The 13,175-nt window shown below is 72.8% G+C and carries 11 protein-coding genes; 2 read left to right on the top strand and 9 right to left on the bottom strand.

Features of this window, described 5'->3' with window-relative positions; genetic code table 11:
- Nucleotides 1–146: 146 nt before the first annotated feature.
- From EMA17_RS19685 to EMA17_RS19670, 4 genes are all read right to left on the bottom strand, one after another.
- Nucleotides 147–410 (bottom strand): hypothetical protein, encoded by a 264-nt coding sequence (locus EMA17_RS19685; protein WP_246126770.1) that lies wholly within the window; start codon nucleotides 408–410, stop codon nucleotides 147–149.
- A 91-nt stretch (nucleotides 411–501) separates the two neighbouring features.
- Complete coding sequence (gene lipA / locus EMA17_RS19680) at nucleotides 502–1,473, bottom strand: lipoyl synthase (RefSeq protein ID WP_126638381.1); 972 nt, start codon at nucleotides 1,471–1,473, stop codon at nucleotides 502–504.
- Between the two features lie 209 nt (nucleotides 1,474–1,682).
- Nucleotides 1,683–2,474, bottom strand: a complete 792-nt coding sequence (gene lipB / locus EMA17_RS19675; RefSeq protein WP_126638380.1) for a lipoyl(octanoyl) transferase LipB — start codon at nucleotides 2,472–2,474, stop codon at nucleotides 1,683–1,685.
- A gap of 28 nt (nucleotides 2,475–2,502) precedes the next feature.
- Entirely contained in the window at nucleotides 2,503–3,207 is a 705-nt protein-coding gene (locus tag EMA17_RS19670; RefSeq protein ID WP_126638379.1) for a hypothetical protein, read from the bottom strand.
- A 413-nt stretch (nucleotides 3,208–3,620) separates the two neighbouring features.
- On the opposite strand from EMA17_RS19670, the gene EMA17_RS19665 reads away from it, so the two are divergent.
- Entirely contained in the window at nucleotides 3,621–4,991 is a 1,371-nt protein-coding gene (locus EMA17_RS19665) for an NsdA family TPR-like regulatory protein (RefSeq protein WP_126638378.1), read from the top strand.
- Between the two features lie 13 nt (nucleotides 4,992–5,004).
- Here EMA17_RS19665 and EMA17_RS19660 read toward each other — a convergent pair whose 3' ends face one another.
- From EMA17_RS19660 to lpdA, 4 genes are all read right to left on the bottom strand, one after another.
- Nucleotides 5,005–6,258 (bottom strand): NAD(P)/FAD-dependent oxidoreductase, encoded by a 1,254-nt coding sequence (locus EMA17_RS19660; RefSeq protein ID WP_307721552.1) that lies wholly within the window; start codon nucleotides 6,256–6,258, stop codon nucleotides 5,005–5,007.
- Between the two features lie 337 nt (nucleotides 6,259–6,595).
- Nucleotides 6,596–7,489: a TIGR01777 family oxidoreductase gene (locus tag EMA17_RS19655; protein WP_126638376.1), complete on the bottom strand. Its 894-nt coding sequence runs from the start codon at nucleotides 7,487–7,489 to the stop codon at nucleotides 6,596–6,598.
- A gap of 105 nt (nucleotides 7,490–7,594) precedes the next feature.
- The gene (gene sucB / locus EMA17_RS19650; RefSeq protein WP_126638375.1) at nucleotides 7,595–9,391 is read right to left on the bottom strand and encodes a 2-oxoglutarate dehydrogenase, E2 component, dihydrolipoamide succinyltransferase; all 1,797 of its coding nucleotides are present in this window, start codon (nucleotides 9,389–9,391) and stop codon (nucleotides 7,595–7,597) included.
- Nucleotides 9,392–9,462: 71 nt separating this feature from the next.
- Nucleotides 9,463–10,851: a dihydrolipoyl dehydrogenase gene (gene lpdA, locus EMA17_RS19645; protein ID WP_170222194.1), complete on the bottom strand. Its 1,389-nt coding sequence runs from the start codon at nucleotides 10,849–10,851 to the stop codon at nucleotides 9,463–9,465.
- A 273-nt stretch (nucleotides 10,852–11,124) separates the two neighbouring features.
- Between lpdA and EMA17_RS19640 the strand changes: the two genes are divergently transcribed.
- The gene (locus EMA17_RS19640) at nucleotides 11,125–11,448 is read left to right on the top strand and encodes a hypothetical protein (protein WP_078977513.1); all 324 of its coding nucleotides are present in this window, start codon (nucleotides 11,125–11,127) and stop codon (nucleotides 11,446–11,448) included.
- 111 nt (nucleotides 11,449–11,559) lie between these two features.
- Here EMA17_RS19640 and EMA17_RS19635 read toward each other — a convergent pair whose 3' ends face one another.
- Entirely contained in the window at nucleotides 11,560–13,065 is a 1,506-nt protein-coding gene (locus EMA17_RS19635) for a leucyl aminopeptidase (RefSeq protein ID WP_126638374.1), read from the bottom strand.
- Between the last annotated feature and the right edge of the window lie 110 nt (nucleotides 13,066–13,175).

The following is a 13,175-nucleotide window of genomic DNA, read 5'->3' as shown; positions in this document are numbered from 1 at the left end:
ATACTGGCGTGCCGTCCACCGGGGACAATGCCTGGCGCCGGCTTGTCGCGACCCACCCGCCGAGGGCGCGGCGGATCCGGCCGTCCGGCGGGGAACCCATCCCCGGAGGACGGCCGAATCACGAGCCGGCCGGCTTCCGCGCGGCCCTAGCGCGAGCCGGCGCCCGGCGCGGGCTTGACCGGGGCGAGCCGGGCCAGGATGTCGGAGGCCTCGGCGCGGGCCCGGGCGCGGCTGCGGTCGGCGCACACGGCCGCCCACGCGTTGCGGCGGGCGGTGCGCTGACCGCCCTCGAACATCAGGACGGTCTCGACGGCCCGGAAGACCCGGCCGACGGTGGCCCGGCGTGCGGCGAGGCCGCGATCGAACGCGCCGCGCAGCACCGAGGCGGTGTCCTGCCGCGTGTCTGGCATGAGGTCGTCCCCCTAGCTGTGCTCGATGCGAGGTTCCGCCGCATCGCGGCCGACTCTCGCAACACTGTGTTGCCCGATGATGGCGACCGGGTCACACCGAGGTGAAGCTCTGCGCACCTTCGGCCGACGCTGCGCGCGTCTCGCGCACCTCCAGGGCCTGGCGGTACAGCCGACCCGCGCGGTACGACGAGCGGACCAGGGGTCCGGAGAGCACGCCCGCGAAGCCGATCTCCTCGGCCTCCTCGTTCAGCTCGACGAACTCCTCCGGCTTCACCCAGCGCTCGACGGGGTGGTGCCGCACGCTCGGCCGCAGGTATTGCGTGATGGTCAGCAGTTCGCAGCCGGCGTCGTGCAGGTCCTGCATCGCCTGGCTGATCTCGGCGCGCTCCTCGCCCATGCCCAGGATCAGGTTGGACTTGGTGACCAGACCCGCCGCCCGGGCCTGGGTGATCACGTCGAGCGAGCGCTCGTAGCGAAAGCCCGGCCGGATGCGCTTGAAGATGCGCGGCACGGTCTCGATGTTGTGCGCCAGCACCTCGGGGCGCGAGGAGAACACCTCGGCCAACTGCTCCGGCTGCGCGGTGAAGTCCGGGATCAGCAGCTCGACGCCGGTGCCCGGGTTCAGCTCCTTGATCTGGCGGACCGTCTCCGCGTACAACCACGCGCCCCCGTCGGGCAGATCGTCGCGGGCGACGCCCGTGATCGTGGCGTACTTCAGCCCCATCGCCTGGACCGACTCGGCCACCCGACGCGGCTCGTCGCGGTCCAGCTCGGCGGGCTTGCCGGTGTCGATCTGGCAGAAGTCGCAGCGCCGGGTGCACTGGTCGCCGCCGATCAGGAAGGTCGCCTCGCGGTCTTCCCAGCACTCGTAGATGTTGGGACAGCCCGCCTCCTCGCACACCGTGTGCAGCCCCTCGCGCTTCACGAGTTGCTTGAGCTCGGTGTATTCGGGGCCCATCTTCGCCCGGGTCTTGATCCACGAAGGCTTGCGCTCGATGGGAGTCTCGGCGTTGCGGACTTCCAGGCGAAGCAGCTTGCGGCCGTCGGGTGCGACAGCGGACACGCGCGACTCCCTCTTCTCGGGTCAGCCTGCCGGCGGGACGGACTGCGGTGGGCCCGGCAGGATGGGACGGGCCCGTGGTGGGGCGGTGTGTCCAGAGTACGCCGAGCGAATCGGGGCTCCGGACGCCCCGTCAAGTGGCAACCGGGACGAACCCGGGTGGATTCCCCGGCGGTCGGGTTCGGGACGAGGCGTGCGTCACGCGGCGTGCGTCACGCCGGGATCCGGGCGAAGACGTCGGCCAGGTGCCGCTCGGCCAGCGGCAGGACCTCGGCGACGGTGACCTCGCGGCCGAGTTCGCGGCTGAGCGAGGTGACGCCGGCGTCCTTGATGCCGCACGGCACGATGCGGTCGTAGTACGTCATGTCGGCGTCGCAGTTGATCGCGAAGCCGTGCATGGTGACCTTGCGCGAGACCCGGACGCCGATCGCCGCGAGCTTGCGGTCGTCGCCGCGCTGTCCCGCGTTGGAGGGCGCGTATTCCGGACCGGCCAGGCGCGGGTCGAACTCGGGGTGCAGGCGCGGGTCGGGCGCGGCCGTGAGCCGGCTGTCCAGGCGCAGGTCGAGGCCGCCGGTCGGGGCCTGTTGCGGCACCGCGTCGCCCAGGACCCACACGCCGCTGCGTCCCTCGATCCGGGTGGTCTCCAGACCCAGGTCGGCGCAGACCCGGATCAGCGCCTCCTCCATCCGACGCACGTGCGCGACCACGTCGACCGGCTCGGGCAGGCGCACGATCGGGTAGCCGACGAGTTGGCCGGGGCCGTGCCAGGTGATCTTGCCGCCGCGGTCGACGTCGACCACGGGGGTGCCGTCCATCGGGCGCTCGGAGGGGTCGGTACGGCGGCCGGCGGTGTAGACCGCGGGGTGTTCCAGAAGCAGACACGTGTCGCCGACCTCGCCGCTCACCACCTGCTCGTGCACGCGGCGCTGTTCCTCCCAGGCGGCCTCGTACGGAACGGCGTCGGTGCCGAGGCCCAGGTGCACGAATCGCAAGAAGCTGGTCACGTCCACCAGCGTACGACGGGGTCGAACGTCACCCGCGACCGGCGTCGAGGCCGCGGACTCGGCAGGTCACGCCGGTGAAGGTGCAGCCGATCGTGTCGACCCGGCCGTACAGGCCGAACTCGATCACCACGCTCGCCCCGGGCGCCAGCGGCCCCCGGCCGCGGGCGGTCGCGACGCCCCGATCGGTGCTGGTGCGCATGTCCTCGCCGTAGAGCATGGTGAAGCCGCTCTGCCGGCCCGACGTGGTGAGCGTGAGGTCCCAGGCGGGCAGCGGGCGCGGGGTGCGGTTGGTGATCACCACGGTGCCGTCGGCGCCCCAGCCGGAGCCGGTCACGGTGGCGTCGACGGAGATGTCCGCGGGGCCGGTGGTGGCGGGCGGCGGCGGGACGGGTGGGACGGGCGGCGTGCTCGAACGGGTCGCGGTCGCCCCGGGGTTGGCGCTCGCCGAGGCGGACGGGGAGCGGGTCGCCGACCGCGTCGCGCTCGCGGTCGTCGGCGGGCCCGTGGCGGTGGCCGTACCCGCGCCCGGGCTCGCCGCGGCGGTGCCGGGCAGCGGGAACGCGGGCGCCGGCAACGGCAGGTTCCGGTCGAGCGAGACCGGGTGGTCGCCCCGGTCCGAGTCGCCGAGGCCGGAGAACAGGAAGACCCCGCTGGTGAGCAGCAGGCAGACGATCGCGACCGCGGCGAGGGGGATCACGATCCCGCGGGCGGTGTCGTCCGATTGCCGGGTCACGCGTGCGTTTCCTTCGCCTGGTCACGGACGGCTCGCGATTCCCGGACCCGTCGGCCGGTGTGGCCCGACGCCCCCGAGGCGCGTCCGCGCGGATGTCGGCCGCGCGGAAGTCGATCACCCCAACGGGTGAACTGCCTCGCGCATGTTCCACCACCGCTACGCGCATCGCAAGCGGCGGCAGGCTGGTGACGGCGCAGCGGATCCGTGTCGCCGATTCGGCAGGTTTTGCCGAACTTGGCCGAACCGGGCCTTCCTCGGGGCGAATTCGCCCCTTCCCGACGGCTCCTTCGGGTGTAACTCGAAAGGGTCATTGTTATGAGCGTTCGGGTTGTAGCGCTCCAGAAATCGCTAGATTCTCGCGCGATCACCCACCCACACCCGAACCACCGCACCAGCGGGAGGCGTTCATCTCCATGGCAGCCAGGGTCGAGCGGCGCCCCAATCACCGGCTGGCGGCGCTTGTCGAGGAAGCCGGCTTCTCGCATGCCGGTCTGGCCAGACGCGTTGACCAACTCGGTGCGGAACAGGGCATCGATCTCCGGTACGACAAGACCTCCGTGGCACGCTGGCTGCGCGGCCAACATCCGCGCGGGATCGTGCCGATACTGCTCGCGGAGGTCTTCACCCAACGACTCGGCCGCAAACTCGGCGCCGAGGACCTGGGCATGGCCGGATGCCGGCCGGACTATGCCGGGCTGGAGTACGCGTCCGGTCCGCCCGAGGCGGTCGAGATCGTCACCGGCATGTGGCAGGCCGACTCGGCGCAGCGATCCGCCCTGGTGGAGGCCGCGTTCACGCCCGGGGCGCTGGTGGTGCCCAGTCGGGACTGGCTGATCGGCGCCGGCGACGAGCGGCCGGCGCGGCAGGACGGCGACCGCGTGGGCCTGGGCGACGTGGCCGCGGTGCGCGCGGTCGGCGAGGCGTTCCGGCGGCTGGACAACTCGTTCGGCGGGGGGCACGGCCGGCAGGCGCTGGTGCGCTACCTCGACACCGAGGTGACCGCGATACTGCGCGGGACCTACGACTCGCGCACCGGCAGCGCGCTGTTCGGCGCGGCGGCCACGCTCACCCGCCTGGTCGGCTGGATGGCGTACGACGTGGGCGTGCACGGGATGGCGCAGCGCTATTTCGTCCAGGCGCTGCGGCTGGCCCAGGCGTCGGGGGATCGGGCGCTCGGCGGGTTCGTGTTGTCCACGATGAGTCGCCAGGCGGTGTACCTCGGGCACGGGCGTGAGGCGGTACAACTGGCGCGGGTCGCCCAGCAGGGCGCGTCGGTGGTGGCCACGCCCCGGGTGCGCGCGCTCTTCCACGCGGTCGAGGCGCGCGGGCACGGGCTGCTCGGCGACGCGCGGGCGTGCGGGGCGGCGCTGTTGCGGGCCGAGCAGGCGTTGGAGTGCGTCGCGGCGGGGGACGACGAGCCGGAGTGGGTCGCGTTCATGAACGAGGCCCAGTTGGCCGACGACCACGCGCACTGCTACCGGGACTTGGAGGACTACGACAAGGCGCGCGAATACGCCGAGCGTTCGTTGCGGCTGCGCGGGAGCGAGTACGCGCGCAGCCGGTTGTTCTGCCAGACGATCCTGGCCACCGCGCTGCTGGAGTTGGGCGAGGTGGAGCAGGCATGCCGGGTGGAGGCGGAGGCGACCGAACAGGCCGAGGGGCTGCGGTCGTCGCGGGCGGTGGACTACGTACGCGAGTTCACCCATCGGTTGGCGCCGTATCGGGACGTGCCGGCGGTACGCGAGTTCGAGGCGCGGTCGGGCTGCTTCGTCCGCACGGCCTGAGCGGCGCGGCGGATCAGGCCGCGAGGGCGCCCAGGTCGGCGAGGGCGGAGCGGGCCGCCCTGCGACCGGAGGCCAGGGCGCCCTGGATGGAGCTGGAGTCGCGATGGTCGCCGCAGACGTACAGGCCGCCGATCAACCGGACCGGTCGGCGGAAGTTGTGGCCGGGCTCGACGACCGGGACGGCCCGCGGGATATGACAGGTGGTCAGGTGTGTCCACGTGCCGGTGGGCGTGTCGTGTACGACCGCGAGCCGTTCGCGGACCCGTAGTTCGAGCTTGGCGGGCTCCGAGCCGTCGTACCCGAGCACGGTGGTCGCGATCAGTGCCCGGCGGTCCGGCGCGTAGGTGGGGGCGACCTGGCTGAGCACCGTCGTGTGCGTGAACGGGCTGCGGGTGTCGGCCTCCACGAGCAGCGACGCGTCGGCCCGGGGGGCGCCGCGGGCCACGTGGTACAGCGTGGTCACCGGGTGGAACGCGGGCATCCGCAGGCCCGGCAGCAGCGCCACCGCCGTACTCGGATCGGTGGCCACGATCACCGCGCGGGCCCGGATCTCGCCCGCCAGGTCGGTCAGTACACGATCGGCCGAGACGGACGACACCCGTACGCCGTAGCGCACCACGCCCGCCGGCAGGGCCGCCGCGAGCTGGGTCGGCACCGCCGCCATGCCCCGGGCGGGCAGCGCCACCCGGCCGCGCAGGAAGGAGCGGAGCATCAACTCGGCGAACCGGCTGGACGAGCGCAACGCGGGATCGTGCAACAGCGCGGCCAGCAGCGGGCGCAGGGTCCGCCGGGTCAGCTCGGGCGGCAGCGCGCGCAACACCGGCGCATCGGCCGCGGCCGTCTCGGCGGCGCCGAACACCCGCGCCACCGGGGCGGACGCGGTCCGGGCGAGCAGCGCGGCCAACCGCGTGCGATCGGTGCCGCTGCCGTTGCGCAACCCGCCGATCGCGTCCCGGACCCGGTGCACGTCGCCGATCCGGTGCGTGCGGCCGTCCTCGTACAGCAGCACACCGGGCTGGAACGCGCGCAACCCCAGTGCGGCGACGTCGAGTTGCCTGCGCACCTGGGGCCAGGAGGTGGTCAGCGACTGGAAGCCGCGGTCGACCCGGAAGCCGTCCACGAGATCCGTCCGCACCCGCCCCCCGGGTCGATCGCCCGCTTCCAGCACGGTGACCGGCACCCCGGCCGCGGCCACGGTCCGTGCCGCGCTCAAGCCGGCCAACCCGGCCCCCACCACGATCACCTCGGTACGGCGCACGTCGACCACGATCGTCCTCCCGTCCCCCAGCCCACGACCACCCACGCCGCGGTGTCGGTTCCGTCGCCTACAGGTCATATCCCCCGAAGGCCCGGCCGGTTCCGTCGCCTACGGGTCATACCCCCCGAACGTCCGGCCGGGTACATCGCCTACGGGTCATACCCCTCGAAGGCCCGGCCGGGTACATCGCCTACGGGTCATACCCCTCGAAGGCCCGGCTGGTTCCGTCGCCTACGGGTCATACCCACCAAAGGCCCGAAGGAGCGCACCGAAGAACACCGGTTGTCCGGCGGGCAACCACAGGGCGTCCATCCGTCGACGGGCGCCGCCGCCCCCGACGCGGCGCTCAGGCGTCGAGGGCGGCGGCGATCGCGGTGTCGATGGTGGGGTGTTCGAAGGTGAAGCCGGAGTCGAGGAGGGTCCTGGGGATCATGCGCTGACCGGTGAGGATTTCCTTGGCGAAGTCGCCCAGAGCGATGCGCAGGGCGAATGGGGGGACCGCGAGGAAGGTGGGTCGGCGCAGGGCCCGGCCCATCGCCTTGGTGGCCTCGGCGTTGGTGACCGGGTTCGGGGTGGTCAGGTTGACCGGGCCGGACAGGGTCGGGTGGTCCAGGACGTGGCGGATCGCGGCCACCTCGTCGATCAGGGAGATGAAGCTCCAGTACTGCCGGCCCGAGCCGAGCCGACCGCCGAGACCGGCCCGGAACAGCGGGAACATCCGGCCCCACGCGCCGCCGGAGCGGGAGACCACCAGGCCGGTGCGCAGGTGGGCGACCCGGATGCCGGCCTCGACGGCGGGCGCGGTGGCCGCCTCCCACTCCGTGCACAGGTCGGCCAGGAAGCCGGTCCCGGGCGGGGACGACTCGTCCACCTCGCGTTCGCCCGTGTCGCCGTAGTAGCCCATCGCGGAACCGGACAGCAGTACCCGCGGCGCCGGTCGCAGGGCCGCCAGGGCGCGGGAGACGGCCGCGGTGCCCAGGACCCGGCTGTCCCGGAGTTCGCGCTTGTACGCGGCCGTCCAGCGCCGATCCCCGATGCCCGCGCCGGCCAGGTGCACCGCCGCGTCCACCGGGCCGAGCGCGGCGGTGTCCACCGTGCCGCCGTGCGGGTCCCAGCGCACCTCGTCGGGCCCGCGCGGGGCCCGGCGGACCAGCCGGACCACCTCGTGGCCGTCGGCGGCGAGCGAGCGGACGAGAGCGGAACCCACGAGGCCGGACGAGCCGGTGACGGCGATACGCATGGGAGCATCCTCGCCCACCCGGCGCCGAACATGCCGAAGGCGGCCCGGACCGGGGTCCGAACCGCCTTCGGGACGTGCGTGTCGCCGGCCGCCTACAGGGGGTGCCTACAGGCCGAGGTCGCCCTCGAAGGCGCCTTCCTCGAGACGGGTCTTCACCGTCTGCAGGAAGCGGGCCGCGTCCGCGCCGTCCACCAGGCGGTGGTCGTAGGACAGGGCCAGGTACACCATCGAGCGGACCGCGATGACCTCGCCGAGCGTCGGGTCGTTGACCACGACCGGGCGCTTGACGACCGCGCCCGTGCCGAGCATCGCGACCTGCGGCTGCGGGAAGATCGGCGTGTCGAACAGCGCGCCGCGCGAACCGGTGTTGGTCAGCGTGAACGTGCCGCCGGCCAGCTCGTCGGGGCTGACCTTGTTGGTGCGGGTGCGCTCCGCCAGGTCCGAGATCTTCCGGGACAGGCCCGCGATGTTCAGGTCACCCGCGTTGTGGATGACCGGGACCATCAGGCCGCGGTCGGTGTCCACCGCGATCACCAGGTGCTCGGCGTCGTGGTAGGTGACCGTGCCCGCGTCCAGGTCCATCGAGGCGTTGAGGACCGGGTGGACCTTGAGCGCCTCGACCGCCGCCTTGGCGAAGAACGGCATGAACGACAGCTTGACGCCCTCGCGGGCCACGAAGTCGTTCTTGGCCCGGTCGCGCAGGCGGGCGATGTTGGTGACGTCCACCTCGACGACGGTGGTCAGCTGGGCCGAGGTCTGCAGCGACTCGACCATGCGCTTGGCGATCACCGTGCGCATCCGCGACAACTTCTCGGTCCGACCGCGCAGCGGCGACGGCTCGATCGGCGCCGCGGCCTTGGCGGCGGGAGCGGCCGCGGCCGGAGCCGAGGCCGCCGCGGCGGCCTGGGCCGCCTGCTGCTTGCGGGCCGTCTCCAGGACGTCCTGCTTGCGGATGCGGCCACCGATGCCGGTTCCCTCGATCGCGCCCAGGTCCACGTTGTGCTCGGCGGCGAGCTTGCGCACCAGCGGCGTGACGTACGCGCCGTCGGCCTCGGCCGGCGGGGCGAGCTGCGCCGCCGGGGCGGTGGCCTGCGGGGCGGGAGCCGGTGCGGGCGTCGGAGCCGGCTTCGGCGCGGGCGCCTGGGCCGGCGCCGCGACGGGGGCCGGAGCCGGAGCGGCGGCCTGGGCCGGGGCGGCGGCCGGAGCAGCCGCGGGGGCGGCCGCCGGAGCCGGAGCGGGCGCCGCGGCCGGGGCCGCACCGGGCGCGCCGATGACGGCCAGCTCGGCGCCGACCTCCACCGTCTCGTCCTCGGCGACCTTGATCTTCAGCAGTACGCCGCCGACCGGCGACGGGATCTCGGTGTCGACCTTGTCCGTCGAGACCTCGAGCAGCGGCTCGTCGGCCTCGACCGTGTCACCCTCCTGCTTCAGCCAGCGGGTGATGGTGCCCTCCTGCACGCTCTCGCCGAGCGCGGGCAGCAGCACCGGGGTGCCCTGCGCGTCGCCGGCGGGCGCGGCCGGAGCCTGGGCGGGCTCCTGCACGGCCGGAGCGGCGGGAGCCGCGGGAGCGGCCGGAGCGGCCTGCGCGGGCGCGGCCTGCGCGGGCGCCGCCGGGGCTTCCGCGGTCTGCGGCGCGGGTGCGGGGGCCGAAGGCGTCGCTCCGGTGCCGTCGTCGATCACGGCCAGTTCGGCACCGACATCGACCGTGTCGTCTTCCTGGGCCTTGATGGACACCAGGATGCCCGCGGCGGGGGAGGGGATCTCGGTGTCGACCTTGTCGGTCGAGACCTCGAGCAGCGGCTCGTCCAGTTCGACGCGCTCACCCTCCTGCTTCAGCCAGCGGGTGATGGTGCCCTCCTGCACGCTTTCGCCGAGCGCGGGCAGTGTTACGGAGACCGGCATGGGTCAATGACTCCTTCTCAACGCTTCAAGGCGTGGGTCTTGGATGACGGGGCGCGATTGGGGGCGCGTCGTCAGTCGTGGACGTGCAGGGGCTTGCCCGCCAACGCGAGGTGGGCCTCGCCAAGCGCCTCGGACTGCGTCGGGTGCGGGTGGATGAGCTGGGCGACCTCGGCCGGCAGGGCCTCCCAGTTGTAGATCAGCTGGGCCTCCGAGGTCAGCTCGCCCATCCGGGCGCCGACCATGTGGATGCCGACGACCGGGCCGTCCTTGACCGAGACGACCTTGACCTGGCCGGTCGTCTTGAGGATCTGGCTCTTGCCGTTGCCGCCGAGGCTGTAGCTGATCGACGCGAGCTTGTCCGAGCCGTAACGCTCGACCGCCTGCGCCTCGGTGAGGCCGACCGAGGCCACCTCCGGGTCGCAGTAGGTCACGCGCGGCACGCCCGCGTAGTCGATCGGCACCGGGTTCAACCCGGCGATCCGCTCGGCGACCAGAATGCCCTCGCCGAAACCGACGTGGGCGAGCTGAAGGGTGGGGATGAGGTCGCCCACGGCCGAGATCGTCGGCACGTTGGTGGCGCAGTACTCGTCGACCAGGACGTAGCCGCGGTCCATCGCGACGCCGACCTCCTCGTAACCCAGGCCCGCCGAGACGGGGCCGCGGCCGACGGCGACGAGCAGCAGCTCGGCCTCGATCCGCTTGCCGTTCTCCAGCGAGACCCGGACGCCCGCGTCGGTGTACTCGACACCGGAGAAACGCGCGCCGAGTTCGAACTTGATGCCGCGACGACGGAAGGCGCGCTCCAGGAGCTTGCTGCTCGCCTCGTCCTCCAGGGCGACCAGGTGCGGCAGTGCCTCGACGATGGTCACGTCCACACCGAAGGACTTCCAGGCGCTGGCGAACTCGACGCCGATCACGCCGCCGCCCAGCACCACCGCGGACTGCGGGACCCGGTCCAGCACGAGCGCGTGGTCGCTGTTGATCACGCGGTTGCCGTCGATCTCCAGGCCCGGCAGCGACTTCGGCACCGAGCCGGTCGCCAGTACCACGTGTCGACCCTCGTAGCGCTGCCCGTTCACCTCGACTGCGGTCGGCGACACAAGCTTCCCGGCGCCCTCGACGACGGTGATCTTGCGGCTCGCGATCAGCCCGGTCAGGCCCTTGAACAGGCGCGAGATCACGCCGTCCTTGTACGCGTGCACCGCGGCGATGTCGATGCCGTCGAAGGTCGACTTGACGCCGAACTGCTCGCTCTCGCGCGTCTGGTCCGCGACCTCGCCGGCGTGCAGCAGCGCCTTGGTCGGGATGCAGCCGTTGTGCAGACACGTGCCGCCGAGCTTGCCCTTTTCGACGAGGACGACGCGCATACCGAGTTCGGCCGCGCGCAGGGCGCACGCGTAGCCGCCACTCCCGCCGCCGAGAATGACTACATCGAAAACGGCTCCGGCGTCGTTCGCCACGTCACGTCCTCCTGTGATTGCGATGCCGACCCGCGCGGTTCGCGGCGGGCGGCACCCCCTTCTTGTGGAAGGTCTCAAGTGCCGGTACAACATCCTCCCACTTGTCGGAGGCGACCGAGCACTCCGCCCCGGTGTTGCCTGTCCCACAGGGGCCGCACCGAAATGGCGGGTCGGGGGCACGACGTGCCCTCGCGACGCGTTGTTCCGGCACGATCCCGGCGTCCGCGCAGGACGGACGCGGGCGAACGCGCGAACGACAGGAAGGAAATCCCCGTGGGGCTGTTCCGACGCAAACGCGGTGCCGGCGCGGACGCGCCCGATCGTAAGCAGGCCGCCGCCGCGGCCGCCCACCTGAGCGAATTCGCGCACAGCCGCAAGGGTGTCGAGGCGTACATCGAACCGGTCACCACGCTGAGCGGCACGACCGTGGTGTTCATCGCCGACACGGGGGAGTGGACCCGGCGCCGGGTCGCCGACCCCGCGGCCGCGCGCTCCCTCGCGCGCAAGCTCGGCATACCGGTGTACGAGGCGGCCCTGGTGGGCTACCCCAAGCGCATGCGCGAGTGGACCCGGCGGCAGTCCGGCGACGGTTCCTGACCCGATCCGCCGCCGCCGTTGCCCGGCGACGCGTGCTCCACCGCGGTACGGCCGGTCCGGCCGGGGCGCCTGCGTGCCCCGCCCGGACCGGACCGCCGTTCCGCGTCCGGGTCAGATCCGGTTGTCCGCCACGTCCTGCGCGACCTGGAGCAGCGAACGCACCGCGACGCCGGTGCCGCCCTTGGGCCGGTAGCCGCCGGCCTCGCCCTCGTGGAACGCCGGGCCGGCGATGTCCAGGTGCGCCCAGTGCACACCCTCGGCGACGAACTCCTGGAGGAAGATGCCGGCGATCAGGCCGCCGCCCATCCGCGAGTTGCCCATGTTCTTCAGGTCCGCGATCGGCGAGTCCATCTGCTTGCGCATGTCGGCCGGCAGCGGCATCGGCCAGGCCTGCTCGCCCGCACGCGTCGCGGCGTCGTACACCGCGTCGCGGAAGGCGTCGTCGTTGGCCATGATCCCGTACATGTCGTTGCCCAGGGCGACCATCATCGCGCCGGTCAGCGTGGCCACGTCGATCAGCATCTGCGGCGACTCCTCGCACGCGCGCGTGATCGCGTCGGCGAGCACCAGGCGGCCCTCGGCGTCGGTGTTCAGCACCTCGACGGTGCGACCGCCGTACATCCGCAACACGTCGCCGGGGCGGATCGCGGTGCCGGAGGGCATGTTCTCCGCCAGCGCCAGCCAGCCGGTCACGTTGACCTCGAGGCCGAGCCGGGCCACCGCGGTGACCGCGCCCAGGACGGCCGCCGCGCCGCCCATGTCCATCTTCATCGTCTCGTTCGACCCGGCCGGCTTGAGCGAGATGCCGCCCGAGTCGTAGGTGATGCCCTTGCCGACCAGCGCGATGGTGCGCTTGGCCTTGGGGTGCGTGTAGCCCAGGCGCACCAGGCGCGGCCTGTTGGCCGAACCCTGGCCGACGCCGAGGATGCCGCCGAAGCCGCCCTTGGCGAGCGCCTTGTCGTCCAGCACCTCGACCTTGAAGCCCGCGTTCTTGCCGGTGTCCACCGCGATCGCGGCGAAGTCCTTCGGGTTCAGGTCGTTCGGCGGGGTGTTGACCAGGTCGCGGGCGTGGTTCACGCTCTCCGCGGTGATCGCGGCGCGCTCCGCGGCGGCCTTGGCCGCCTTGTTGGCCTTCAGGCCGAGCAGCACGACGTCCTTGACCGCGTCCTTGCGGCCCTCGCGCGACTTCTCCCGGTAGGTCTCGAAGGAGTACGCGCCGAGCAGCACGCCCTCCCCGAACGCACCCACCGCCTCCGCACCGGCCAACGGCAGCGCCACACCCGCCTTCTTGACGCCCGCGAGCGCCCGCGCCACGGTGCCGCCCGCGCGGCGCAGCGTCTCGTGCGCGAAGCCGTCGGCGGGCTGCTCGCCCAGGCCGACGACCAGCACGAGCGGAGCCTTGGCCGCGCCGAACGTCGGTACCCGGTGTAGTTCGCCCTCGGCCCCGGTGGCGTCGACGGCGGACAGGGTGGCGGTGAGCCGGCCGTCGAGCGCCGCGTCGATGCTCTCGGCGCCCTCGGCCAGGACGGCGCCGTCCTTGCCCTTGACGGCGCCGATCACGAGAACGTCGGCGCGCAGGGAAAGGGCCGCGGTGGAGCCGATACTCAGTGTGGTCACGAGTGTCCTGTCTCTCATCTCTCGGAGGTGCTGAGTGCCCGCACGATCGGTGGGGCACCGACGCGGCGATCCTTGCTCGGGATGCCTCGTCGAGCGGTGACGAGCCGTAT

Source organism: Embleya hyalina (genome assembly GCF_003967355.1).
In the GTDB taxonomy this organism is placed as follows: domain Bacteria; phylum Actinomycetota; class Actinomycetes; order Streptomycetales; family Streptomycetaceae; genus Embleya; species Embleya hyalina.
The sequence above is the reverse complement of the archived record's forward strand: the minus strand, read 5'-3'. Positions and strand labels throughout refer to the sequence as shown.

What these genes read in the sequence shown, in the direction of transcription:
- EMA17_RS19685 (WP_246126770.1), bottom strand. Translation starts at nt 410, where the DNA reads ATGCCAGACACGCGGCAGGACACCGCCTCGGTGCTGCGCGGCGCGTTC.
- EMA17_RS19665 (WP_126638378.1), top strand. Translation starts at nt 3,621, where the DNA reads ATGGCAGCCAGGGTCGAGCGGCGCCCCAATCACCGGCTGGCGGCGCTT.
- EMA17_RS19655 (WP_126638376.1), bottom strand. Translation starts at nt 7,489, where the DNA reads ATGCGTATCGCCGTCACCGGCTCGTCCGGCCTCGTGGGTTCCGCTCTC.
- sucB (WP_126638375.1), bottom strand. Translation starts at nt 9,391, where the DNA reads ATGCCGGTCTCCGTAACACTGCCCGCGCTCGGCGAAAGCGTGCAGGAG.